Here is a 21,421-nt window from a genome sequence, read left to right as displayed (position 1 = left end):
ATGCCCGTCGAAGTCCTGTTCGTCGGCGACCTGATGCTGTCCGCGCCCGAACCGGCGCGGTTCTTCGCCCCGTCGCGGGAGATCCTCACCGGCGCCGACATCGCGGTCGGCCACCTGGAGTGGCCGCACACCGAGCGGGGGCAGGTGTGCGTGGTCGACATCCCCGCCCCGGCGTGCCCGCCCGCCCACCTCGACGCCGTCGCGGACGCCGGGTTCGAGGTCCTCACGCTGGCCAGCAACCACATGTTCGACCAGGGCCCCTTCGGCGTCGCGGACACGGTCGCGGCGGTCCGCGCGCGCGGCATGCGGCCCGTCGGTGCGGGCGCGACCATCGAGGAGGCCCGCCGCCCCGCCGTCGTGGAACGGGACGGCATCACGTTCGGGTTCCTGAGCTACAACGCGGTCGGACCGCGCGAGTCGTGGGCCACCCCGGTCAAGGCGGGCGTCGCCCCGGTCCGCGTGATCAACCACTACGAGCTCGACGTCGCCTCGCCCGGCAGCGCGCCCGCGGAGTACACGAGCGTCGAGCCGGAGTCCGAGGAGGCGATGCGGGCCGACATCGCGGCCCTCGCCGCGGACGTCGACGTCGTCTGCGTGTCGCTGCACAAGGGGATGGGCTTCGTCCACGCGACGCTGGCCTGCTACGAGCGGCCGCTCGCGCGCGCCGCCGTCGAGGCGGGCGCCGACGTCGTGATCGGCCACCACGCGCACATCCTGCGCGGCGTCGAGGTGTACCGGGGCCGCCCGATCTTCCACGGGATCAACCACTTCGTGCCCGCCTACACCGCCGAGACCGACCCGCTCGGCGGGAAGCGGCCGCGGCCGAGCCGGGCCCCGAGCATCGGCTTCTTCACCCCCGACCCCGGGCGGGCGCCGTTCCCGTTCCCCCGGGACTCCCGGCACACGATGATCGCGCGGGTCGTCGTCGACGCCGGCGGGATCGTCGAGGCCGGCTTCATCCCCTGCCACCTCGACACCGACGCGGTCCCGGTGCCGGGCTCCGACGCGACCGTCGACTACGTCGAGCGCATCACCCGCGACGCCGGGCTCGCGGCCGGGTTCACCCGCCGCGGGCGGCACGTCACCTTCCTCGACCGCGCGACGACCGGGGAGCGCGCATGGGCATGATCGTTCTGCGGCGGCTGGCGTTCGCCGTCCCGCTGCTGTTCGCCGTCTCGCTGGTCACGTTCACGCTGATCGCGATCGCACCGGGCGACGCGGCCCGGGTGCTCGCCGGGCCGGAGGCGACGCCCGCCGAGTACGAGGAGCTGCGCCGGGAGCTCGGCCTCGACGCCCCCTTCCTGGTCCAGTACTGGAACTGGCTCTCCGGCGCGCTGCAGGGTGACCTCGGCACCTCCATCGTCAACGGCCAGGACGTCGCGCTGGCGCTCAACCAGCGGCTCGGGGTGACCTTGTCGATCGTGATCCCCGCCGTGGTGATCTCCTCGCTGCTCGGCGTCCTCATCGGCTGCATCAGCGCCCACCGCGGCGGGTGGCTCGGCCGGCTGGTCGATCTCGCGGCGGTGGTCGGCAACGCGCTGCCGACCTTCTGGATCGCGCTGATCCTCGTGACGCTGTTCGCGGTGACGATCCCGCTGTTCCCGGCGATCGGCTACGTCGGGCTCACCGAGTCACCGGCCGGCTGGGCGCGCTCGCTCGCGCTCCCGGTGCTCAGCATGGTGATCGGCGGCGTCGCGGGCACGGCCAAGCAGACCCGCGACGCCATGCTCAGCGGACTCGCGGCCGAGTACACGCTCGCGCACCGCGCCGACGGGGTGAGCGAGCTCGCCGTCGTCTACCGGCACACCCTGCGCAACTCGGCCGCGCCGATCCTCGCGATGGTCGGCCTGCACTTCGTCGGGGCGCTCGGTGGGACCGTGCTGGTGGAGACCATCTTCGGGCTGCCCGGGCTGGGCGGCCTCGCGGTGAGCGCCGCCGCCACCCACGACATCCCGACCCTCCAGGGCGTCGTCCTCTACTTCGCGGTGCTCGTCGTCCTGGTCAACCTCGTCCTCGACCTGACCTACCGCCGGATCAACCCGAAGGTGGCGCTGCGGTGAGAGCACCCACTCCGACCGAGGCGAGCGCGCCGGTCACCCCCGTCCCAGCCGCCGGTGAGGCGCCGCCCGCCGCGCCCGCCCGGCGCCCCGGCCTGCTGCGCCGATTCCTGCGCAAGCCGGGCGCGGTCGTCGCGGCGGCATTCCTCCTCCTCTTGACGCTCGCCTGCGTCGCGGCGCCCGTCGTCGCGCCCTACGGCGAGAGCGAGGCGATCCTCGCCGACGCCTCCTCCGGCCCGTCGGCCGCGCACTGGCTGGGCACCGACAACCTCGGCTACGACGTCTTCTCCCGGCTGCTGTACGGCGGTGCGAACACCCTCGGGCCCGCTGCGCTGTCGGTGCTGATCGCCGGGGTCGTCGGGGTACCGGTCGGGATGGCCGCGGGCTTTCGGGCCGGCCGACTGGACCGGATCGTCGGCTGGGTGCTCGACGGGGTCATGTCCATCCCGTCGACGATCTTCCTGCTCGCCGTCCTCGCGGTCTTCCCGCACAACATGACGGTCGCGATGGCGTTCTTCGGACTGCTGATCTCGCCGCCCGTCGCGCGGGTCGTGCGCTCCGTGGTGCTCGGCGTGCGCGCCGAGCAGTACATCGACGTCGCCCGCGTGAGCGGCATCGGCGACGCCGGGATCATCTGGCGGCACGTGCGGTCCAAGCTCGCCGGCGTCGTCGTGGTCCAGCTGACGCTGGTGGCGGGCATCTCGATCGTCGCGCAGAGCGGCCTGGAGTTCCTCGGCCTCGGCCCGCAGCCGCCCGCCCCGACCTGGGGCAACCTGGTCAGCACCGCGGCCGAGTCCATCCACCGGCAGCCGTGGCTGCTCGTGCCCACCGGGGGTGTGATCGCGCTCGTCGTGATCGCGCTGTGGTTCGTCGGCGACGGCCTGCGCGACGCCCTCGCCGAGCGGTGGCAGGGCCCGCCCACCACCCGCGGGCGGCGCGCCCCGGCCCCGGCCGAGACGGCGGCCCGGTCGCGGTCCCTGCCCGCCGACGCCGGGGTGCTGGTGCTCGACGGGCTGACCGTGAGCTTCGGCGACGGCGCCGACCGCCACCCGGTCGTGCAGGACGTCGCGCTCAGCGTGGCGGCGGGGGAGACCGTGGCGCTGCTCGGGGAGTCCGGGTGCGGCAAGAGCGTCACCGCGCGGGCGGCGGCCGGGCTGCTGCCGAGCACCGCCCACGTCGACGCCGGAACGGTGGTGCTCGACGGGACGACCTACGACCTGACCGGGCGCGGCCCCGACCTGCCTCGCGGCGCCGGCATCGCGATGATCTTCCAGGAGCCGGTCGCGGCGCTGGACCCGACGCTGACCGTCGGCGCGCTGCTCACCGGATCGGTGCGCCGCCACACCGGGGTGGACCGCAAGGCCGCCCGGGAGCGTGCGCTGGAGCTGGTGCGGCAGGTCGGCATCCGCGACCCGGAGTCGGTGCTGCGCCGCTACCCCCACGAGCTGTCGGGCGGCATGGCGCAGCGCGTCTGCATCGCGCGGGCGCTCGCCGGGCGGCCGAAGGTGCTCGTCGCCGACGAGCCGACCACCGCGCTCGACGTCACGGTGCAGCAGGGCGTGCTGGACCTGCTGCGCGAGCGGCAGGCCGAGACCGGGCTGGGCATCCTCTTCGTCACCCACGACTGGGGCGTGGTCGCCGACATCGCGACCCGCTGCGTGGTGATGTACGCCGGCCAGGTCGTCGAGGTGGCCGGGGTGGACGACCTGTTCGCCGGCCCCCGCCACCCCTACTCCCGCGGCCTGATGGCCGCCAACCCCGCCGCGGCCCGCCCCGGGGAGCGCCTGACCGCGCTCCCCGGGCGGGTGCCCGCGCCGGCGGAGTGGCCGCGCGGCTGCCGCTTCCAGGCCCGCTGCCCGTTCGCCACCGAGGAGTGCGGCCGCGGCCCGATCCCGCTCACGACCTGTGCCGACGGGCGCCAGGTCCGCTGCATCCGCTGGGAGGAGGTGGCCGGTGCCGGAAGCTGAGCCCGCGCTCGACGTCCGGGGGATCTGCATCGACTACGGGCCGCGCAAGCGCCGGGTCCGCGCCGTCGAGGACGTCTCGCTGACCGTCGCGGCGGGGGAGACCGTCGGCCTGGTGGGCGAGTCCGGCTCGGGCAAGACCTCGATCGCGATGGCCGTGCTGGGGCTGGTGCCGATCAGCGCGGGCAGCATCCGCGTCAACGGCCGCGCGATCGACCCCCGGCGCCGGGGGAGCGTGGTCGAGGCCGGGGCGCAGGCGGTCTTCCAGAGCCCGTACAGCTCGCTGGACCCCGCGCTGCCGGTCCGGGCGATCCTCGCCGAGGCGGTCGCCCACCTCCGACTGCCGCGGCGCGAGGTCGACGCGCGCGTCCGCACCGTCCTGGACGAGGTCGGGCTCGACGCCCGGGCGGCCGAGCGCTACCCGCGCGAGTTCTCCGGCGGGCAGCGGCAGCGCATCGCGATCGCGCGGGCGATGATGGTCCGCCCCCGGCTGCTCATCTGCGACGAGCCGACCAGCGCGCTCGACCTGTCCGTGCAGGCGCAGGTGGCCAACCTCCTCGTGGACCTGCAGGAGCGGCACGGGATGAGCTACCTGCTCATCAGCCACGACCTCGCGCTGGTGCACCACCTCGCGGCCCGCATGTACGTGATGCACCGCGGCCGCGTCGTGGAGTCCGGACCCGCCGCCGAGGTCTACCGATCGCCGAAGGACCCGTACACGCGGGCGCTGATCGACGCCGCCCCGCTCCCGGACCCCGCAGCCCAACGTCGACGGCGGGCCCGAGCCGCCGCACTGGTGGAGGTGCAACGATGACGTCCTTCCTGCGCCGGCCCGCGCTGGCGCTGGCCGCGCTCGCGCTGGTGGCCGCCGCGCTCACCGGCTGCGGCGGCGCGGCCGCCGACAGCGGCGACACGACGCTGGACATCCAGTTCTCCGGCCCGCCCATCACCGGCCTGGACCCGGCGAAGTCCGGCGGTGGCGGGTCGCTGATCTACAACACCCTCGCCTACGACCCGCTGATCTTCAAGCAGCCCGACGGCACGCTGGTGCCGGCCCTGGCCGAGTCGTGGCAGTGGGTCGACGACCGGTACACGGAGTTCGAGCTGACGCTCCGCACCGGGGTGAGGTTCAGCGACGGCACCGAGATGACCGCCGAGGGCGTCGCCCGGTGGCTGCACTACTTCAAGGACGCCAAGGGCACGCAGAGCCCCCTTCTGGCGACGATGACCGAGGCCCGCGCGGTGGACGCGCGGACCGTGCGGATGACGCTCAGCGAACCGGCCCCCGACCTCCCGGAGGTGCTGTCGCAGCAGTACGCCGCCGGGCTCGTCGCCGCCCCCGCCGGCATGGACGACCCCGGATCGCTCGACGCCGCGACGAACGGCACCGGCCCCTACATGCTCGACCCGGCCGCAACGGTGACCGGCGACCACTACACCTACGTCCCGAACCCCCACTACTGGAACCCGAACGGGGTCGTCTACGACAAGGTCGTCGTCCACGTGATCTCCGACCGGAACACGGTCGTGTCGGCGTTGTCGTCGGGGCAGCTCGACGTCGCCATGGGCGCACCGAGCACGGCGAAGGCGGCCGAGCGCGCCGGCATCGAGGTGCGGTCGGTGCCCGGCCGGGTCGTCGGGCTCTACCTGCTCGACCGCGAGGGCGCGCTCGCGTCGCCGCTCGGCGACGTGCGGGTCCGGCAGGCGATCAACCACGCCATCGACCGCGAGGCGATCTCCGCCGCGATCAACCCGGACGGGTTCGCCGAGCCGACGTCCCAGATGGGCCTGCCCGAGCACGACGGGTTCGACCCGGCCATGGATGCGATCTACCCCTACGACCCGGAGAGGGCCCGCCGGCTGCTCGCGGAGGCCGGTTACCCGAACGGCTTCTCCTTCGAGGTCACCTGCGCGACGGTGCTGAACCTCTGCCCCTACGCGGAGGCGATCGCGACGTCGCTGGCGAGCGTCGGGATCACCATGACGATCAACGAGGAGTCCGAGGTCTCGGAGTTCAACCAGAAATTCGCCGCGGGTGAGGTGCCCGCCGTGATGTTCCAGGCCAACGGGCCCGCGTTCCGCATGGCGCGCGGCCTGACCCGCACCGACGTGCTCGCCAACCCGTTCGACACCGTGGACCCCGACATCGAGGCGGCGTACCAGGAGTTCGCGTCGGCACCCGCGGACGCGAGCGGGGCCGCATGGCAGGACCTGGTGCGGCTGCTGGCCGAGAAGGGCTGGTTCGCGCCCGTCGAGCGGGTGCACCTGATCGTGCTCTCCCGCGGGGTCGCGGGTATCACCCTCACCGATCGGTTCCCCGCCTACTACTCGGTGATCGACCCGACCGGCACCCACACCTGGAGGCCCGCGCCGTGACCGCCACGACGACGATCGCGCAGACCGCCCAGGGCGCGGTGGAGGGCATCACCGACGACGGCGTGCACCGCTTCCTGGGGATCCCGTACGCCGCGCCGACGAGCGGCGCGGGCCGGTTCCTGCCCCCGCAGCCCGCGCAACCGTGGACCGGCGTCCGGGAGGCGGTCGCCCCCGGCCCGGTCGCGCCGCAGTTCGGGCCACCCCGACTCGGCGACCCGGGCGAGGACTGCCTGGTCCTCAACGTGTGGACGCCCGCGCTCACCGGCGCGCGGCCGGTGCTCGTGTGGATCCACGGCGGCGGGTTCTTCGTCGGCAGCGGCTACACCCCGACCACCGACGGGGCCGCCCTCGCCCGCAGCGAGGACGTCGTCGTGGTGTCGGTGAACCACCGGCTCGCCCTGCTCGGGTTCCTGCACCTCGCCGAGCTGGGCGGGGCGGAGTGGGGGTTCGAGGCCAACCCCAGCCTCCTCGACCTCGTCGCCGCGTTGGAGTGGGTGCGCGACAACATCGCGGGCTTCGGCGGCGACCCGGGCCGCGTGACGATCTTCGGCCACTCCGGCGGGGGCGCCAAGGTCACCGCCCTGCTCACCTCGCCGGCGGCGCGCGGCCTGTTCCACCGGGCCGCGGTCCACGGCGGGCCGCCGTTCGGCCTGAAGGATGCGGGCCGCGCCACGCTCGTCGCCGAGCGGGCGCTGCACCTGCTCGGGCTGGACCGCGCCGACCCGGCGGCGCTGCGGGACCTGCCGCTGGAGCGGCTGCTCGACGTGCAGGCCCGCATGGGCGTCGGCCGGGAGCCGACCGAGCACGGCATGCTGTTCGCGCCGGTCGTGGGCACGCCGTCGCTGCCCGCCTACCCCGAGGAGGCGCTCGCCGCGGGCGTCGCGGCCGACGTCCCGCTGCTGACCGGAACGGCGCTCGACGAGGCCCGCTTCATGCTCGCCCAACACCGGCGCTGGCTCGACCCCGAGCTCGACGTCGACGACGAGACCGCGGTCCGGATCGCCGCGGCGGGCGTCGACGACGCACCGGCCGCTGAGCGGATCGTCGCCGGCTACCGCGCGCGCGGCGGCGGGCGCCGCACCCTCGACCTGCTGATGGACCTGCTCAGCGACCAGTTCGCGGTGCGCACCGCGCGGCTCGCCGCCGCCCACCTCGCAGGCGGCGGCCGGGTCCACAGCTACCTGTGCGACCTCGACCACGCCCGGCCGCTCGGGGCGTTCCACGGCATCGAGATGCCCGCGTTCTTCCGCACCACCGGGCGCGGCGAGATGCCCGTCTCCGGGCCCGCCCACGAGCGTGCCGCCCACGTGATGGGGGGCGCGCTGGCCGCCTTCGCCCGCACCGGGGACCCGAACAACAACCTCGCCGCCGAGGTCCGGTGGCCGGAGTACACGTCGACGGCTCGCACCCAGCTGCGGTTCGGCGACGACGGGTTCGAGGCGACGAGCCGGTTCGTCGACGAACGGGTCCGGTGGTGGCACGGGGTGGCGACGTCCCCGCGGACCGACCCGTGGGGCCGCGCCTTCGCGACGCTGGCGGCCGCACCCGGATGACCGGGCCCGCTGACCTCGACGCGCTCCCGGACCCCGGGCGGGCGTTCGGGGCCGACGACGTCGACGCCGACCGGCTCGGCGACGTCGGCTACCGGCAGGAGGAGTTCCTGCTGTCGGGGGCGGCGTGCGGGGAGCCGTTCCGGACCCGGCTCCTGGTGCGCCGCCCCGCCGGGCCGGGGGCGTCCGGGGTGGTCGTCGTGGAGCCCATGCACTTCGCCGGCGGCCGCCCCGTCTGGGGCCACGCCCGCGCCCAGCTGCTGCGCGGCGGCCACGCCTGGGTCGAGGTCGCCTGCCAGACCACGCCGGCGTACCGGCGGATGGTCGCGAGCGACCCGCGGCGGTACGCCCGCGTGCGCCTGGCCGGCACGCCGTCCGACGCCCGGCCGGAGGTCGCACCCGGTGCCGACCTCCGCCGCGCCTCCGAGGCCTTCGCCCGCCAGTGGTGGGACAGCAGCCCGCAGCTGTTCGCGATCCTCACCGCGGTGTTCGCCCTGCTGCGCGACGGCGGGCTGCCGGGCGTGCGGGCGGAGACGATCGTGCTCGCCGGCGCCTCCCAGACCGGCGGCGTCATCCGCCGCTACGCGTGCCTCGCCGCCGCCGGCGGCCCGCTCGCCCGCGCGGCCCGCCCGCACGGCCTGCTCGCCCTGCACAGCGGCGGCCCCGCGCTCCCGGCCGAGCTGGACCTGCCCACCGTGGAACTCGTGGCCGAGTCGGAGATCGAATCGGTGCGTGCGGCGGCCGGCCTGCCCGGCCAGGGCCGGGGGCTGGCGCACCGGGACTGCACCAGCCCGGCCTACCGCTGCTACGAGGTGCCCGGCATGGCGCACGTCGACTCCCGTGACCGTCCGCCCGCGAACGCCCCGCCGCCCGGCGCGCGGTGGAGCCGCTTCCCGCACGCCCACGTCGTCCACGCGCTGCTCGAGGCCCTCGTCGCGTGGCTGCGGGACGGCCGGGAGCCGGTGCCCGCCCCGTGGCTCGCGACCGACTCCCGCGGGCGGCTCGTGCGCGACGAGCTGGGGCACCCGCTCGGTGGGCTGCGGCTGCCCGCCGTCGAGCTGCCGCTCGCCCGGATCCGGGTGATCACCGACGGGCCGCACTGGGCGCGCGGACACGAGTTCCCGCTCACCGCCGACGAGCTGGTGGCGCGCTACGGCGGCCCCACCGCCTACCTGACCGCGGCGCGCGACGTCCTGGACCGGCTCGTCGAGCGCCGCCACCACCTGGCCGCAGACGCCGACCGCTGGCTCGCCGACACCACGGGCGAGCTCGCGGCGAACTGGAGGGACCCACGACCGTGAACCGCCACATCCCCGAGGACTTCGACCCGACCTCGACCGACGACCCCGACGAGGTGCACGCGCTGTACCGCGACCTGCGGGCACGCTGCCCGGTCGCGCACACCGACGCCTACGGCGGCTTCTGGGCGCTCACCACCCACCGGGAGGTGCGCGCGGCCGCCCTCGACGACGCCCGGTTCATCTCCTCGGTGAAGGCGGTGGTGCCCAGCGACCCGCGCGGGCTGCGGCGGCCCCCGCTGAACTTCGACGCCCCGCGCCACACCCCGTTCCGCAAGGCCCTCGACGCGACGCTCTCGCGGCGGCGGCTCGCGGCCATGGAGCCCGCGCTGCGCGAGCACGCCGTCCGCGTGCTCACCCCGATGCTCGAACGGGGATCCGGCGACATCGCCCAGGAGTTCGGCGCCCTCTACCCGGCCTGGGTGACGACGGAGTGGCTCAACCTCGACCCCGAGCTCGCCCCGGAGCTCGCCGAGACGGCCGCGCGGTGGGTGCGGGCCTGGCGGCTGCAGGACGCCGAGGTGGTCAACTCCATGAGCGGCCGCATGTACGAGATGGCGCGGGCGCTCGTCGCCGACCGCCGGAAGCGCCCGCGCCCCGTCACCGAGGACCCGGCGAGCTCGCTGCTCGCCCAGCGGGTCGACGGCGAACCGCTGGAGGAGGAGCACGTCGTCGGCGCGCTGCGCCAGTCGCTGGTGGTCGGCATGGTCGCGCCGCCGATCGTCATCGGCTCGATCGCCACCCACCTCGGTACCGACCACGGGCTGCAGCAGCGGCTGCGGGCCGAGCCCGCGCTCATCCCGGCGGCGCTGGAGGAGTTCCTGCGGCTCTACGCGCCGTACCGGGGCTTCGCGCGCACCGTCGTCGAGCCGACCGTCGTGCTCGGCCGGGAGATCCTGCCCGGCGAGCCGGTGACGCTGACCTACGCCTCGGCCAACCGGGACGAGACGGTCTTCGACGACCCCGACGAGTTCCGCCTCGACCGGCCCAACATCGCCGAGCACCTCGCGTTCGGGCGGGGCCGCCACCGCTGCCCCGGGGCCCCGATGGCGCGGCTGATGCTGCGGATCGCGCTGGAGGAGCTGCTCGCGCGCACCGCGTCGTTCACCGCGGTCGGCTCCCGCGAGGGGGCGCGGATGCCCGAGCTCGGCATCGTCTCCGCCCACCTGGAGTTCGTCCTGCCCGGCGGGGGAACCTGACGGCCGATCTACGCTTGCCCCCGTGCGGGCGTTCGCGATGGCCGCCGAGGCGGCACCGGGCGGGCCCCCGCGCCCGCGGCTCGGACCCGAGCCCCAGCGCCTGCTGGTCATCGCGCTGGGCGACTACTGGTACTGGCGGTCCGAGCCCATCCCCTCCCAGGCGCTGATCGCCGTGCTCGGGGAGTTCGGGATCACCCCGGCGAGCGCGCGGGCCGCGATGCGGCGGCTGGCCCAGCGGGGGCTGGTGCGGCGCACCAAGTCCGGCCGGACCACCGCGTACGGGATCCCGCCGCGGTCGACGGAGACGATCGTGGCCCGGCTGAAGGCGCTGTTCGACGTCGGCCCCGAGGAGCCGTGGGACGGGCGTTGGACCGGGGTCGCCTACTCGGTGCCCGAGGAGGACCGGGACGCCCGCCGCAACCTGCGCGACGACCTGCGGCTGCAGGGGTTCGGCCCGCTGTTCGACGGCCTGTGGGTCTCCCCGCGGGACCGGCGGGCGGCCGCCCGCGCCGCGCTCGGGCGGCACGGGGTCGACGCGGCGGCGGTCTTCCGCACCGAGCTGGAGGGCATGCCGCCCGAGGCGATCGTCGCGCGTGCCTTCGACCTGCGCGACCCGGCCGGGCGCTACCGCGGGTTCCTGGAGCGCTACGAGCCGGTGCGCCGGCGGGTCCGAGCCGGGGACGTGGCCCCCCGGGAGGCGTTGCGGGTGCGCACCGAGCTGACCGCCGAGTGGCGGCACGCCGAGCTGACCGACCCCCGCCTGCCCGCGGAACTGCTCCCGCCCGGCTGGCCCCGCGCGGCCGCCCGGGAGTGCTACGCCGACATCTACGACCGGCTCGCCGAGCCCGCCCTGCGCCGGTTCCGCGAGCTGCTCGAAGCGGTCGATCCGGCGCTCGCCGGGCTGGCCGCGTTCCACACCTTCGAGTCGATCCGCCGCCTTCCCGACGGCGCGGGGGAGCCGCAGGCGCAGGAGACGGAGTTCGAGCGGGCCACCCGGGAGGACCGCGTCCGCGCGATGCGCCGCAGCGGCCCTTAGTCCTCCGCCGCGGAGGCCCGCCCGGCGCGGACCATCGCGCGGTGCAGCACGGCCGGGTCCGGGGACCGGGGCAGTTCCGGCAGCGGCGCGCCAGGCGCAGCGAACCCGCGCAGCAGGTACCCGACGAGCCGTCGCCAGGCGTCGGGGGCGTCCTCGCCGGTGGCGTCCACGACGCCCGCGTTGGCCATCAGCAGGATCACCACGTCCTCCGGGGTGACGTCCGGCCGGAGGCCGCCCGCGGCCTTGGCGCGCCCGATGAGCTCCACGAGACCGCGCAAGCACTCGTCGCGGCGGGCCTCGAGCTCCGCGGCCGCCGGGAGCCGCATCGCGAGCACGGCGGCGAACCCGCGGTCGGCGGCCTGCATCGCGCAGCCGGCCTCGATGAAGCCGACGAAGCCGTGCCAGGGGTCCGGGTCGGCCAGCGCCGTGCGGATGGCGGCGACATATCCGTCCATCCGGTCGGTGAACACCGCGTTGATCAGCTCCTCGCGGGTGGCGAAGCGCCGCGACAGGGTCGCCTTCCCGACCCCGGCCTCGCGAGCCACCGAGGCCATGGAGACCCCGAGGCCCTCGGTGGCGAAGAGGCGACGGGCGGCCTCCATGATCCGCTCCCGGTTGCGCTCGGCGTCCGCCCGCAAGCCGGCATCACGCCGCTGACCTGGTGCGTCTGCGGGCGTCATGGTCGAACCCTACCAAGTGGAACGCGCGGCCCAATTTCTCTGGTACGGTGAGGCTTGTAAGTGGGAAGGCCGTTCCAGTTAGCTCCCTCTCCCGGAAAGGACCACGCCATGCCGCCGCGCACGCTCCCGCCATGGGCCATCGACCCGGCCAAGATCGACCACCGCGCGGTGCGGCTGGTGGCGGCGTTCAAGGACGCCGTGGCCCGCATGCACGCCGAGCACGGGCTCACGTTCGACGACATCGGCTACGTGCTCGACTTCCTCCTCGAGACGCGCGAGGTCACCGGCATCACGCTGGCGATGGCCGCGCAGCCGCTGTTCGGGGACGTCTTCCAGGACGGCGGTCGCGGCTACACGGTCTCCGAGGAGGTCGACAGCCCGACCTACCTCCCGGGCTCACCGCTGATCGACAACCCGGGCCGGCTGCCCATGCGCCCCGACGAGCCCGGTGTGCCCCTGATCGCCTCCGGCCGCGTCCTCGACGGGCACGGCGACCCGCTGGCCGGTGCGGAGATGGTGATCTACCACGCGGGCGACGACGGCACCTACTCCGGCTTCGGCACCAGCACCCAGCCCCCGTACCACCTGCGCGGCAGGCAGCTCACCGACGACGAGGGCCGCTACCGCTTCACGACCATCACCCCGGTGCCCTACTCCGAGGTCCCGCCCCCGCTCGTCGAACGGGTGTCGGCGGCCGCCGCGGCGCTGGGGCGCAGTACCTACCGGCCCGCCCACATCCACTTCGAGATCCACCACCCCGACCTGCTCAAGCCGTACCGGGGGGAGATCTACTTCGCGGGCGACCCGGTGATCCCCCTCGACATCATCGGCCCGTACGTCGTCCCGCCCTCGGCCCAGGCCGACCTGGTGCTGCACGACGACCCCGAGGACATCGCAGCGCACGGGTTCGACCGCCCCTTCCACACCGCGGTCTTCGACTTCGTCCTGAAGACCCGCACGAGCCCCGACACCGCCGTCGGCGCGCCGGCCTGAACGCGGAGGACCCATGCGCCTGTACACCACCGACCGCGGCGTCGGCCGGGAGGACCGGCCCGGCACGCTGTCGATCCTGGGCCTGCCCGTCGCCGACGTGGGCGCGTTGCTGCAGGGACCGGGGACGGAAGCCGCCCGGCACGCCGCGGCGCGCGAGACCGTCGGGCTCGGCGAGGTCGTGCTCGGGCCGCCGGTACCGCGGCCGGGCAAGGTCATCATCGTCGGCCTGAACTACCCCAGCCACGGCGAGGAGGCCCGCGAGGCGCTCGAGGCGATGGGCCGCGGGGACGTCGCCTTCCCGACGGAGCCGGTCTTCCGGTTCGTCGCCGGATCCGCGATCACCGCCCACGGTCAGCCGATCACGCCGCCTGCCCTCGCGCCCGACCGGCTCGACTACGAGGGCGAGATCGCCGTCGTCATCGGGCGCGCCGCCCGCGACGTCCCCCGCGACCAGGCGTGGGAGCACATCGCGGGCCTCACGATCGTCAACGACGTCACCGCCCGTGACGTCCAGATGCGCGCCGTGAACGGTGACCCGGCGGTCTCCGACGGCAGCGCCAAGAGCTTCGACACCTTCAAGCCGCTCGGGCCCTGCCTGGTCACGGCCGACGAGTTCCCGCGGCCCCTCGACCTGCGCCTGCAGACCCGGGTCAACGGCGAGCTCCGCCAGGACTACCGGACCTCGACCCTGCTCCACCCGTTCGAGGACCTCGTCGCCCACCTGTCGCGGTTCCACACGCTCGAGGCGGGCGACGTGATCTGCACCGGGACGCCCCGCGGCGTGGGCTACTTCGCCGACCGCTTCCTCGCGCCCGGCGACACCGTCGAGATCACCGTGGACGGGATCGGCACGCTCGCCAACACCGTGTCGGCGTGATCGGCGGTGGCGGATTCCCGGCGCCGCCGATGAGTTCCGCACGCACCGGCGGTCTCAGTGGGCATGAGACCGGCACGGGGCCGGTCCGAGACCGCCGGAGGCCACCGTGCCCGCCATCACCGTTCCCGCCGCCCCCACTGCCACCGCCGTCCCCACGTCCGGATCGCTCCTGCGTGGCGGCGCCGTCGCCACCGTCGGCGCCGCCGTCGCCACCCCGACCGTGGCGGCCGCCGCCTCCGCGGTCGGGATCGGCCTCGACATCTCGGGCGCACCGATCCCGCTGTTCGGGTTCGCGAACCTGACCGTGATCTTCTCGGTCGTCGGCCTCGTCATCGCGCTGGGGCTGCGCCGGTTCGCCCGGCGCCCGCGCAGCACCTGGATCCGCACCACGGTGGCGCTCACCGCGCTCTCGCTGGTGCCGGACGTGCTCGTCGACGCCGCCACCGGCACCAAGGCGGTGCTGATGCTGACCCACGTGGTCGCGGCCGCGATCGTGATCCCCGTCGTGGCTCGCAGGCTGCGCGCCTGACCCGTGCGGACCGAGCGGCCCGGCCCTCCTGCGGGCAGGATCGGTGGTGGACAGCCCACCGCCCCCGTCCAGGAAGGACCGCGGACGCCGATGGCACGACCGTTCGAATCCGTGGTGCTGGTGTTCAACCCGCACAGCACCGGCGACGCCGAGGCGCGCGCCCGGAACCTGGCGACGGAGCTCGGCGAACGGGCCCCCGACCTGCCGGTGCACCTGCGCCCCACCGAGTACGCGGGGCACGCCGTCGAGATCGCCCGCGAGGAGGCCCTGGCGGGCCGCCCGCTGGTCGTGTCGGTGAGCGGCGACGGCGGCTACCACGAGGTGGTCAACGGGGTGATGGCGGCCGGGACGGGCTCGGCGTCGGCGGCGGTGCTCGCCGCGGGCAACGCCAACGATCACCGCCGCGTCACCCGGGAGCGCCCCCTCGCCGACTCGATCGTCGCCGGCGACACGAGCCGCATCGACCTGCTGCGGCTCGCGATCGGCGACGACGAGCCGGAGGTCCGCTACGCCCACTCCTACGTCGGCCTGGGCATCACCCCGGCGGTGGCGCTGGAGCTGGAGCGGGGCGGCAAGGGCTCGCTGCGCGAGATCGTCTCGACGGTGCGCACCTTCTCCCGGTTCCGGCCGTTCGAGATCGAGACCGACCAGGGGCGGGAGTCGTTCGACAGCCTGATCCTGGCCAACATCCCGGAGATGGCGAAGTTCGCGACGCTGAGCGAGGACGGGCGGCCCGACGACGGCCGGTTCGAGGTGATCATGCTGCGGCACACCGCGAAGTGGCGGGTGCTGGGCACGGCCGTGAAGGCCGCCGTGCGCGGGCTGGGCCCGCAGCCGACGGTGCGCGACTACTGGTTCCGCACGACCAAGCCGACCCCGATGCAGATCGACGGCGAGCTGCACGACCTCGACGCGGGCACGCCTGTCGCCGTGTCGATCGCACCCGGCGCGCTGCAGACCGTCACCTGAGCGGGTCGGTGGCGGCGAGCTCCGGCGGCGTCCGCCCGGTGAGGACGGCCTCGGCGACCAGCTGCCCGGTGAGCGGGCCGAGGACGATTCCCCACATGCCGTGCCCACCCGCGGCGAACACGCGGCGGGAGCGGGTCGGGCCGATCAGCGGGAGGCCGTCGTCCGTGCACGGCCGCGAGCCCACCCACTCGTCGCGGCGGTCGTCGAGGTCGAGGTCGCGCAGGAAGGGGCGGACCGCGTCGGCGATCGCGCGGATGCGGCGCGGGTCGAGCGGCTCGCCCGCGCGGCGGAACTCCATCATCCCGGCGACGCGGAGCCGCCCGGAAAGCGGCGTGCACGCCACCCGCTGGGTCGGCAGGTAGATCGGGCCGGCGGGGATCCGCGGCGCGGGGACGCTGAAGCTGTAGCCGCGCCCGGCCTGGACCAGGCGCCGCACGCCGTACTTGCCGGTGAGCCGGTTGAGCTCGGCCCCGGTGGCCACGACGACCGCGTCGAACCGGTGCAGGCCCTCGTCGGTGTGCAGCGCCACCACTCCGCCGAGGTCGACGACGCTGTGGACGGTGACACCGGTGTGCAGCGCGCCACCGCGCTCCTGCACGGCGGTGCCGAGCGCCGCGACGAACCGCGGCGGGTCGATGAACCGCTGGCCGTGCAGCTGCAGCGCCGCCCCGACCTCCTCGGTCAGGGCGGGTTCGCGCCTGCGGGCCTCGGCGCCGTCGAGCACCTCGACGTCGACCTTCTGGCCGAGCTCCTCCACTTCGGCGAGCTCCGCCTGCAGGGTGCGGCGGTCGGCCTCGGTGCGGAAGCAGGCGAGGAACGGCTCGGCGGCCTTCGTCGGCGCCGCCACCCCGCCCGCCTCGAGCAGGTCGAAGGCGTCGAGGGCGCGGTCGTTGAGCGGCACGTAGGCCCGCATGGCCCGCCGCCACCGCGCCCCGGTGCAGTGCCGGGCGAACCCGACGAGGAAGCGCAGCAGCGCGAGGTCGGGGCGGATCGGCACGTAGACGGGGGAGCGAGGGCTCAAGACGGCGCGCAGCCCGTACCGCAGCACGGCGGGTTCGGGCAGCGGCGTGGTGAGCGCGGGGGCGAGCCAGCCCGCGTTGCCCCACGACGCACCGGCCGCGACCCCGGTCCGGTCGAACACCGCGACCTCGGCGCCCCGCTCCTGCAGGAACCAGGCCGTGCTCAGCCCGACCATGCCGGCCCCGACGACCGCGACCCGTTGCGGGCTCACCACAGCATCTCCTCCTCGTCCCTACGCCGCCCACTGTCCGTCCGCCGCTCCGGGGCGGCAGGGTTCGACAACGGCAATGTTCACGGGTCAGAACCTGCCGGGCGTCGGCAACGAACTGCTTGTCCGGATGTAAGATCCGCAGGTCAGGGTCATTATTGCGGTTTCCACGCGGCCGGCTGCTGCCGGTTACCGGCAGTGCACGTCGTTGCGCGCGCACCGGCGGCGTCGTATGGTCGGCCGCGGGGCACGATCCGCTCGCGGGTCGTGCTTCTTCGTCGTACCCGGCGCCCGCCGCCCCGTTCCCGGCGCGGCCGGAGCGCGCGTGCGAACCCCACGTATCGAGGAGTCACGGTGACCGAGCCGCAGCGGGTCTGGCTGACCAGGGACGCGTACGAACGGCTGAGCGCCGAGCTGCGCGAGCTGATCCAGCAGCGAGCGGTGCAGAACGCGCGCGACCCGGAGGACGAGCGCGACCTCGCCGAGGAGCGCGAGCGCAACCAGCGCATCCGCAAGCTGCAGGAGCTGCTGCAGAACCCCGTGGTGGGCGAGGAGCCGCCGGACGACGGGGTCGTCGAGCCCGGGATGGTCGTCACCGTGCGGTACGAGGACGACGACGAGACCGAGACGTTCCTGCTCGCCGAGCGGGACGAGGGCGAGCTGCTGGGCATCGAGGTGTGCTCGCCCGGGTGCCCGCTCGGGCGCGCGCTCGTCGGGGCGAAGGAGGGGGAGCGGCGCAGTTACACGCTCCCCAACGGCAACGAGATGACGGTGCAGGTCGTGCAGGCCGTACCCTACGGACGGGCGCTCACCGCCGAGCCGAGACCGGCGTGACGCCGGGCGTGCCCGACCTCGGCATCGTGGCGTGGATCGTGCGAGCGGCGGGGGTTCCCTGCGCGCTCGACACCCGACCGGGGGTGCGCACGATCTGGGCCGAGCCGCGGGGCCGGGAGGGCCGCGAGCCGCGCTGGACGGTCCGGGTCCGGCAGCGACTCGACTCCGGGGAGACCAGCGTGGGGCCCGCGCACGACGACGGGCCGGTGATCCCGGTCGCGCCCGGCTGCGACGAACGCGAGCTGGCCGCGATCGTCATCGCCCAGTCGTTGCGCGTCGACCCGCTCCAGCCGCTCACCGGTGAGGAGGCGAGGGCGGCGGGCCTGCGCGGCGTCCGGTAGGGGCGGTCTTTGCCGGGGATCGGCAAAGACTGAGGGGTCGAGTTGGCCGGTGGGCGCCCCTGCAGTGCGGCGGTGACGCAGGCAACGTGAAAGTGCCCGGTGCGCCGGGCAGGGCGTGCGGACCCTCGGCCGTCCCCTGCCTCCGGTCCGCACGCCCAACAGACGTGAACTCCGGTGCAGACCGGTGTTCGGCGAGGAGCGTGGTTTCGGCGATGGATGCGGTGGTGTCCCGGGCGCGGGTGGCGCGGACCCGGGGTCGGCGGCGCGCCGAGCTCGCCCGGTACCTGCCTCAGCTGCGCGAGGCGCTCGAACGCCAGCGGGCGTTCCGCATCGAGCAGTTGAGCTCGATGGCCGCGCGAGCCCGGTCGCACGGCGCCCCCACACCCCAGGACGATGCCCGCGCTCAGGTGGACGCGCTGGTCGCGGCGAACGCGGGCAGGGCGCTCGCCGACATCGAGCTCGCGCTGTCGGCGATGCGGACCGGGCGCTACGGCCGCTGCGCCGACTGCGGCGCCGACATCGCCATCGAGATGTTGCTCGCCGTCCCGCAGACGAGGTGGTGCCTGGACTGCCACCGCCGCCGAGCCGAGGAGCGACGCACGGGTGGGGAGGAGCAGCGGACATGACCGGGAACCTGACGACGGCCCGCCGCACCTCGCCACGCCGGTGCGGCCGGGGCGAGGACCGGGGTGAGCGGACGCTCTGGCTGCGGGAGCTGATCGGCAAACCCGTGGTCGGCCCCGAGGAGCAGCACCTCGGTCACGTCGACGACGTGGCGGCCCGGCGGACCGACGACCCACAGGGGCCGGTGGTCACGGGCCTGGTCACCGACGTGGGCGGGCTGCGGCTGTTCGCGCCCGCGTCGGCGGTGCGGCGCTGGCACGACGAGCAGGTGCTGGTGGACGCCGCCGGGCTGCAGAAGCTGCGCGACAAGGACAACGACGACCGGATCCTGCTCGGATCGATCATCGGCAAGCCGGTCGTGACGCGGTCCGGCGACGTCACCCAGGTCGGGGACATCGGCCTGCGCCCGCGGCCGGACGGCTGGGTCGCGGGGGTGGCCGACGTGCGCGGCCGCGTCGGGCGCCTGCTCGGGCTGCCACGCCGCCCGGTCGGCTGGGACGAGCTGGTGGGTCGCCGGCTGGTGGCGCGGCGGCGGCGGGGGCGTCCGCGCGGCCGGGCGCCTCACCACCGCACCCCGGGCGGCCGCAACCGCGCCGGCGACCGCACCGGCGGGTAGCCGGCGGGAGGGATCCGCCGGGAGTCACCGAGGCGGCGCTCCTCCCGCGGCACCAGCTGCCGCAACCGCCGGACCCGCTCCGCGGTCGGCGGGTGGGTGCGCAGCAGCAGCGGGTCCGGGGCCCGCCTGCGGGGGACGATCACGCGCTCCCAGATCCGCCCTTCGAGCCGTTCCAGCCGGACCAGCGCGGACGCGAGCCCCTCCGGGTCGCCGGTCAGCGCGGCCGCCTCGAGGTCGGCGTCGTACTCGCGGGACCGCGACAGCGCGAGCTGCAGCAGCGTCACCACGGTCGGGGCCGCCGTGAGCAGTACCGCGGGCCACAGCGGCGAGCTCCCGCCGGCTGCGGTCAGCGGCAGCGACAGCAGCAGGAGCAGCAGCCCGACGTAGGCGAGCGCGTGGGTGAGCCTGCCGACCGCGTCGCCGAGGCTCATGACCCACAGGTCGTCGGCGCGGATGTGGCCGACCTCGTGGGCCAGCACCCCGACCACTTCCCGCGCGGTGAGGCTGCGCAGCAACCCGTCGGTCACGGCGAGGGCCGCGTCGTCGGGCCGCCCCACGGCGAACGCGTTGGCCATGGGGCTCGCGACGTAGTACAGCCGCGGCGTCGCGGGCAGCCCCGCCCGCTGGGCGAGCGCCGCGACGTAGTGGTGCAGCTCGGGCGCGACCGCGTACGGCAGCGGGCGTGCGCCGTACATCGACAGCAGCCACCGCGGCGGGACCCGGGGTCGCAGCGCCACCACGACCGCGAACGCGAGGAGCACCCACAGCACGCCGATCGCCCCGGCCAGCAGCAGGGCGAGCCCGCCGAGCACGACGGCCATGCCACCGAACAGCAGCGCCGCCTGGGCGACGTTGCGGATGCGGTGGCGTCGGTGGGTCCGTGGGTCGAGCACGGTCAGCTGCGCGACGGCGGGTCGCCGACGATCACGTTGGGCGCGTGCCGCCACGTGAGGTAGCGCGCCGCCAGGTTGACCATCGTGGCGAACTGGTTGCGCCCGCCCATCAGCATCAGGACGTGGATGCCGACCCAGCCGAGCCAGGCGGGGAGCCCGCGCAGCCGGATCCCCAGCGGCAGCTGGATCACCGCGTCGCTGCGCCCGATCGTCGCCGACACCCCGCGGTCGAAGTAGGTGAACGGCTTGGTCTCCTCGCCGGCCAGCAGCCTGCGGATCTGGGCGGCGGCGTGCCGCCCGCCGTCGATGGCGGGGCGAGCCAGCTGCGGCAGCGGGTCGTCGCGCCCCGCGGCGACGTCGCCGACGGCGAAGATCTCGTCGAACCCCTCCACGCGCAGGTCGGGCCGGACCTGGATGCGCCCGCCGCGGCCCTGCGGCAGCCCCCAGCGCGAGACCTCGTCGGAGACCTCGACGCCGGTCGCCCAGATCGTGGCCGCCGTGGGCACCTCCTCGCCGTTGCTCAGCACGACGCGGTCGGGGTGGACCTCCTTCACCGCCACCCCGAGGCGCAGCTCGACTCCCCGTTCGCGCAGCGCGTCGGCGGCGTAGGCGCGCAGTGACGGGTGGAACTGCCCGAGCACCTCGTCGGTCATCTCGACCAGCAGCACGCGCACCCGCCGCGGATCGACCTCCGGGTAGGCCCTCGACAGGCCGGTGTTGCGCAGCTCGGCGAGCGCGCCCGCCATCTCCACCCCGGTCGGCCCGCCGCCGACCACCACGGTCACCGGCTCGGTGGCGTGCTCGCGGCCCTGGGCGAACTCCTCGAGGTTGCTCAGCAGCCGGTCCCGTACCCGGATCGCCTCGGCCCGCGTGTAGATCGTGCGGGCGTGCTCGGCGGCGCCGGGGATGCCGAAGTAGTTCGCGGTGACGCCGCAGGCGAGCACGAGGAAGTCGTAGGGGATCTCCGCGCCGCTGTCGAGGTGCACGCGCCTGCCTGCCGGGTCCACGCGGGTGACGGTCGCGCGCTGGAAGTGGATGTTGCGGTGCCGCCCCGCGAAGGCGCGCAGGGCGTAGGTGACGTCGCCGGGGTTCAGCGCCCCGGTCGCCACCTGGTAGAGCAGCGGCTGGAACGTGCTGTACGGGTCGCGGTCGAGCAGCAGCACGTCGACGTCGGCGCCCGCGAGTTCGCGTGCGGCCGCCAGGCCGCCGAAACCGCCCCCGACCACCACCACCCGCGGCCGCGTCGATGTGGTCGGGTCTGCAGCGCTCACGGCGTGGGCCCTCCTCGGGAACGGGTGGAAGACGGGTGTCGTCGAGCCAGCCAGTACCCGCGATGCGGCGTCCGGGAAACCGCGCG

21 protein-coding genes are annotated in these 21,421 nt (G+C 75.1%); 17 read left to right on the top strand and 4 right to left on the bottom strand.

From position 1 onward, the window contains the following. Genes VKZ81_RS05040 through VKZ81_RS05000 form a run of 9 tightly spaced genes read left to right on the top strand, consistent with a single transcriptional unit; the run spans nt 1 to nt 11,480 of the window. Nucleotides 1-1,128 (top strand): CapA family protein, encoded by a 1,128-nt coding sequence (locus VKZ81_RS05040; RefSeq protein ID WP_324240223.1) that lies wholly within the window; start codon nt 1-3, stop codon nt 1,126-1,128. After that, complete coding sequence (locus VKZ81_RS05035) at nt 1,119-2,060, top strand: ABC transporter permease (protein ID WP_324240222.1); 942 nt, start codon at nt 1,119-1,121, stop codon at nt 2,058-2,060. The genes VKZ81_RS05040 and VKZ81_RS05035 overlap by 10 nt, the downstream gene beginning before the upstream one ends. Beyond that, nucleotides 2,057-4,024: a dipeptide/oligopeptide/nickel ABC transporter permease/ATP-binding protein gene (locus VKZ81_RS05030; RefSeq protein ID WP_324240221.1), complete on the top strand. Its 1,968-nt coding sequence runs from the start codon at nt 2,057-2,059 to the stop codon at nt 4,022-4,024. The genes VKZ81_RS05035 and VKZ81_RS05030 overlap by 4 nt, the downstream gene beginning before the upstream one ends. After that, entirely contained in the window at nt 4,011-4,835 is an 825-nt protein-coding gene (locus VKZ81_RS05025) for an ABC transporter ATP-binding protein (protein WP_324240220.1), read from the top strand. The genes VKZ81_RS05030 and VKZ81_RS05025 overlap by 14 nt, the downstream gene beginning before the upstream one ends. Further along, a complete protein-coding gene (locus VKZ81_RS05020; RefSeq protein WP_324240219.1) occupies nt 4,832-6,397 on the top strand; it encodes an ABC transporter substrate-binding protein in 1,566 nt (521 codons plus the stop codon). Before VKZ81_RS05025 ends, VKZ81_RS05020 begins: the two co-directional genes overlap by 4 nt. Next, on the top strand, nt 6,394-7,950 hold the full coding sequence (locus tag VKZ81_RS05015; protein WP_324240218.1) for a carboxylesterase/lipase family protein: 1,557 nt from the start codon (nt 6,394-6,396) through the stop codon (nt 7,948-7,950). The genes VKZ81_RS05020 and VKZ81_RS05015 overlap by 4 nt, the downstream gene beginning before the upstream one ends. Then, nucleotides 7,947-9,248, top strand: a complete 1,302-nt coding sequence (locus VKZ81_RS05010) for an alpha/beta hydrolase domain-containing protein (protein WP_324240217.1) — start codon at nt 7,947-7,949, stop codon at nt 9,246-9,248. Before VKZ81_RS05015 ends, VKZ81_RS05010 begins: the two co-directional genes overlap by 4 nt. Further along, entirely contained in the window at nt 9,245-10,444 is a 1,200-nt protein-coding gene (locus VKZ81_RS05005) for a cytochrome P450 (protein WP_324240216.1), read from the top strand. Before VKZ81_RS05010 ends, VKZ81_RS05005 begins: the two co-directional genes overlap by 4 nt. Nucleotides 10,445-10,466: 22 nt before the next feature. Then, on the top strand, nt 10,467-11,480 hold the full coding sequence (locus tag VKZ81_RS05000; RefSeq protein ID WP_324240215.1) for a PaaX family transcriptional regulator: 1,014 nt from the start codon (nt 10,467-10,469) through the stop codon (nt 11,478-11,480). Here VKZ81_RS05000 and VKZ81_RS04995 read toward each other — a convergent pair. Next, nucleotides 11,477-12,160: a TetR/AcrR family transcriptional regulator gene (locus VKZ81_RS04995; RefSeq protein ID WP_324240214.1), complete on the bottom strand. Its 684-nt coding sequence runs from the start codon at nt 12,158-12,160 to the stop codon at nt 11,477-11,479. The two genes, VKZ81_RS05000 and VKZ81_RS04995, sit on opposite strands and share 4 nt — an antisense overlap. 108 nt (nt 12,161-12,268) lie before the next feature. On the opposite strand from VKZ81_RS04995, the gene VKZ81_RS04990 reads away from it, so the two are divergent. The 4 genes from VKZ81_RS04990 to VKZ81_RS04975 all read left to right on the top strand — a co-directional run bounded on the left by VKZ81_RS04990 (nt 12,269) and on the right by VKZ81_RS04975 (nt 15,528). Continuing rightward, the gene (locus VKZ81_RS04990; protein ID WP_324240213.1) at nt 12,269-13,153 is read left to right on the top strand and encodes a dioxygenase family protein; all 885 of its coding nucleotides are present in this window, start codon (nt 12,269-12,271) and stop codon (nt 13,151-13,153) included. A gap of 13 nt (nt 13,154-13,166) precedes the next feature. After that, nucleotides 13,167-14,030, top strand: a complete 864-nt coding sequence (locus tag VKZ81_RS04985) for a fumarylacetoacetate hydrolase family protein (RefSeq protein WP_324240212.1) — start codon at nt 13,167-13,169, stop codon at nt 14,028-14,030. 106 nt (nt 14,031-14,136) lie between these two features. Next, on the top strand, nt 14,137-14,559 hold the full coding sequence (locus VKZ81_RS04980; RefSeq protein WP_324240211.1) for a DUF6069 family protein: 423 nt from the start codon (nt 14,137-14,139) through the stop codon (nt 14,557-14,559). 90 nt (nt 14,560-14,649) lie between these two features. Further along, nucleotides 14,650-15,528, top strand: a complete 879-nt coding sequence (locus tag VKZ81_RS04975; RefSeq protein ID WP_324240210.1) for a diacylglycerol/lipid kinase family protein — start codon at nt 14,650-14,652, stop codon at nt 15,526-15,528. Here the strand turns inward: VKZ81_RS04975 and VKZ81_RS04970 are convergent. Next, nucleotides 15,521-16,759 (bottom strand): NAD(P)/FAD-dependent oxidoreductase, encoded by a 1,239-nt coding sequence (locus VKZ81_RS04970; RefSeq protein ID WP_324240209.1) that lies wholly within the window; start codon nt 16,757-16,759, stop codon nt 15,521-15,523. The genes VKZ81_RS04975 and VKZ81_RS04970 overlap by 8 nt on opposite strands. A gap of 351 nt (nt 16,760-17,110) precedes the next feature. Between VKZ81_RS04970 and VKZ81_RS04965 the strand changes: the two genes are divergently transcribed. The 4 genes from VKZ81_RS04965 to VKZ81_RS04950 all read left to right on the top strand — a co-directional run bounded on the left by VKZ81_RS04965 (nt 17,111) and on the right by VKZ81_RS04950 (nt 19,171). Beyond that, entirely contained in the window at nt 17,111-17,590 is a 480-nt protein-coding gene (locus VKZ81_RS04965; RefSeq protein WP_324240208.1) for a GreA/GreB family elongation factor, read from the top strand. Further along, the gene (locus VKZ81_RS04960; RefSeq protein ID WP_324240207.1) at nt 17,587-17,931 is read left to right on the top strand and encodes a hypothetical protein; all 345 of its coding nucleotides are present in this window, start codon (nt 17,587-17,589) and stop codon (nt 17,929-17,931) included. The genes VKZ81_RS04965 and VKZ81_RS04960 overlap by 4 nt, the downstream gene beginning before the upstream one ends. Nucleotides 17,932-18,143: 212 nt before the next feature. Then, nucleotides 18,144-18,557 carry a TraR/DksA family transcriptional regulator gene (locus VKZ81_RS04955; RefSeq protein ID WP_324240206.1) on the top strand — a complete coding sequence of 138 codons (414 nt, stop codon included), beginning with the start codon at nt 18,144-18,146 and terminating at the stop codon, nt 18,555-18,557. Then, entirely contained in the window at nt 18,554-19,171 is a 618-nt protein-coding gene (locus VKZ81_RS04950) for a hypothetical protein (RefSeq protein WP_324240205.1), read from the top strand. The genes VKZ81_RS04955 and VKZ81_RS04950 overlap by 4 nt, the downstream gene beginning before the upstream one ends. On the opposite strand, the gene VKZ81_RS04945 is transcribed toward VKZ81_RS04950, so the two are convergent. Together VKZ81_RS04945 and VKZ81_RS04940 are read right to left on the bottom strand one after the other, a co-directional pair. After that, nucleotides 19,117-20,064, bottom strand: a complete 948-nt coding sequence (locus VKZ81_RS04945) for a zinc metalloprotease HtpX (RefSeq protein ID WP_324240204.1) — start codon at nt 20,062-20,064, stop codon at nt 19,117-19,119. The genes VKZ81_RS04950 and VKZ81_RS04945 overlap by 55 nt on opposite strands. A gap of 2 nt (nt 20,065-20,066) precedes the next feature. After that, nucleotides 20,067-21,335 carry an NAD(P)/FAD-dependent oxidoreductase gene (locus VKZ81_RS04940; RefSeq protein WP_324240203.1) on the bottom strand — a complete coding sequence of 423 codons (1,269 nt, stop codon included), beginning with the start codon at nt 21,333-21,335 and terminating at the stop codon, nt 20,067-20,069. Nucleotides 21,336-21,421: the final 86 nt, after the last annotated feature.

Origin of the sequence: Pseudonocardia sp. (assembly GCF_035305885.1) — a bacterium.
Lineage (GTDB): Bacteria > Actinomycetota > Actinomycetes > Mycobacteriales > Pseudonocardiaceae > Pseudonocardia.
The sequence above is the reverse complement of the archived record's forward strand: the minus strand, read 5'-3'. Positions and strand labels throughout refer to the sequence as shown.